This is a genomic window from Bartonella sp. AD24XZML (genome assembly GCF_042196485.1).
GTDB lineage: Bacteria > Pseudomonadota > Alphaproteobacteria > Rhizobiales > Rhizobiaceae > Bartonella.
Genome location: NZ_JBHIQH010000017.1, coordinates 1 through 2,002, shown reverse-complemented (window position 1 = coordinate 2,002; position 2,002 = coordinate 1). Strand labels below are relative to the sequence as shown.

Sequence of the window (2,002 nt, the reverse complement as noted above, 5' to 3'; positions counted from 1 at the left end):
TTAAAATATCAGAATGAGTATTTTGATGCATTTTATAGATAGGTTTTGAAGGTTTCTCACACCCTCAAAATACCTTCAAAACCCTCTTAAATGTATACTACAGATTGTATTTACATATTGTATGCAATATAGGTTGTTTCTTTAAAATATTAACATATTGATATATAATAACTTTTATTTTTGATTGAAAAAAAATATATAACGGGGGGTAAAAGGAACCCTCAAAACCTTCAAAATCCTCGAAACTCATAGTTGAGACGTCCTTTGAAGGTTCACTTTATGAAATATAAGGGGATAATAGGGTTTAATCCCTTCATAAGATTTCCCAATGCCTTATTGGGGTGTCTTATGCCCCTTTACTAAAGGATTCCATTCATAGCGTATGGTCGGTCGACCGCCTTGTGAGCTCTTGTCTCCAGAGATTTCACGAATATAGTTACAACGGCATAAAAGCTCCAAAGCTTGCTTCACAGCTTCATTGTCTTTTAAAAGAAGTCCAACTTCTTTGATGAATATCGCGTAAAGTAAAGATATCTAATAACCAATAAAAAAGTTCATGCAAATTTCTATTAAGCAAACTCTTAAGTTTTTCTACTATGATATCATTGCCAATAGGCGTTACTTTAGAAAAAAGCTTATCACTGTCCTTTTAATTTCAAAAGATTTAGAGAAAATAGCAATGGCTTATTTATTGTTTTTATTCTTGAATATTTTGTAGGTTTCTTTTTTCTAGTTGCTTCATTTTTGATACCATACTTTTGAAAGCTATAGAGAGAAGAATAGCTGGTGCTTTATAGCTAAATGCTTTCTAATAATGAGCTATTACAGAGATTGGAACAATTTTCCAATCACCGTGCTATTTTGAAGCTATACGAATCCCATTACTAATAATCATAGATAAACTATATAAAGTATAGATAGCAACATTTTTGAAGGCAAAAGATAAATAGATTTAATAATTTATGACCGAATAGTTTTTAACACAGTTAAAAGGTAGTTAAATTAAGTACGACCATTTTTTGTAAAAACGTGTAATTACATACTTTAAGAAAATTATTGCCATGGACCATTATAATCATTGCTGCATTTTAGCTGTCGTTTTCTTTATCACGACCAATATTTCGTTCTTTAATTTTATCACATAGAGATATAATTGAAAACACTAAACAAAAAATTACTATTTCAACACCATGTCCTTCTCTTAAAATATAACTAAGATCTTCATATATATCACTAATAATGCAATGAAGAGTTGAATTATGATCATGTCCTATGTGAATTGGTTTGCAAGCCTCTTCCACAGGATAATCTACTGCTAAAAGAAAGAATATTGTAGTAGAGCCTACAACTATTAACAAAGATGGAAAAAACGCCCACTTTTTAAATTCATAATAACGCCAATAAGCATATAGCAAACAAAGTATTACAGCTATCAATATTACTATATGATTCATTTTTTTCTTATTATTTAGATTATTCACGCATTTTATGAATGATTCTTTTTATTGTATCAATATGTATTATATTTAATGGTATTATCTATTTTATTAGAACAATGATATAATATGCGATTTTGTATTGGTAATATGTGACAAAATTATATACTATTTTATCCTTATTTATTTGTATTGTGTTTAATTATGATGTTATGTAGTTCAAAAATGCCGTTTTTCTTTATTTAAAGGGGCATTATTATAAGCACGCTTTGCTAGGGTGAAACTGTTTTACGACCCGCATCATCCCCATCCATTGCAATGGTGAGACGCGCTTTGTTATGGGGAAAATTCAAATGCATAAGAACCAGTCCCTTTAACAAGAGCAATCAACGCGGGCAGTGTAACCCCAGAGGGGTGTGGACATTTGTCGTAAAAGCGTAAATAAGGAGATAAGTCACACGTGATCCCACGCATGCGTAAATAGATTTCTGCTAAAGTATTTTTGATTGGTTTGCTTTGTTGCCAAATTGCTTTTGCTCTCTCTGCTTTCAGTTTTGCTCGTTTGA

At 30.9% G+C, this 2,002-nt stretch carries 1 protein-coding gene and 2 pseudogenes; all 3 read right to left on the bottom strand.

The genetic code is table 11. The features are described from left to right. Positions 1-333: 333 nt before the first annotated feature. A pseudogene (locus tag ACFIMX_RS02010) lies at positions 334-541 on the bottom strand (DUF3987 domain-containing protein); the annotation flags it as partial. Between the two features lie 547 nt (positions 542-1,088). Further along, positions 1,089-1,454 carry a hypothetical protein gene (locus ACFIMX_RS02005; protein ID WP_375693947.1) on the bottom strand — a complete coding sequence of 122 codons (366 nt, stop codon included), beginning with the start codon at positions 1,452-1,454 and terminating at the stop codon, positions 1,089-1,091. A 336-nt stretch (positions 1,455-1,790) separates the two neighbouring features. Continuing rightward, positions 1,791-2,002, bottom strand: a pseudogene (locus ACFIMX_RS02000) (virulence-associated protein E); the annotation flags it as partial.

Coding starts and splice junctions, on each gene's coding strand:
- ACFIMX_RS02005 (WP_375693947.1), bottom strand. CDS start 1,454: ATGAATCATATAGTAATATTGATAGCTGTAATACTTTGTTTGCTATAT.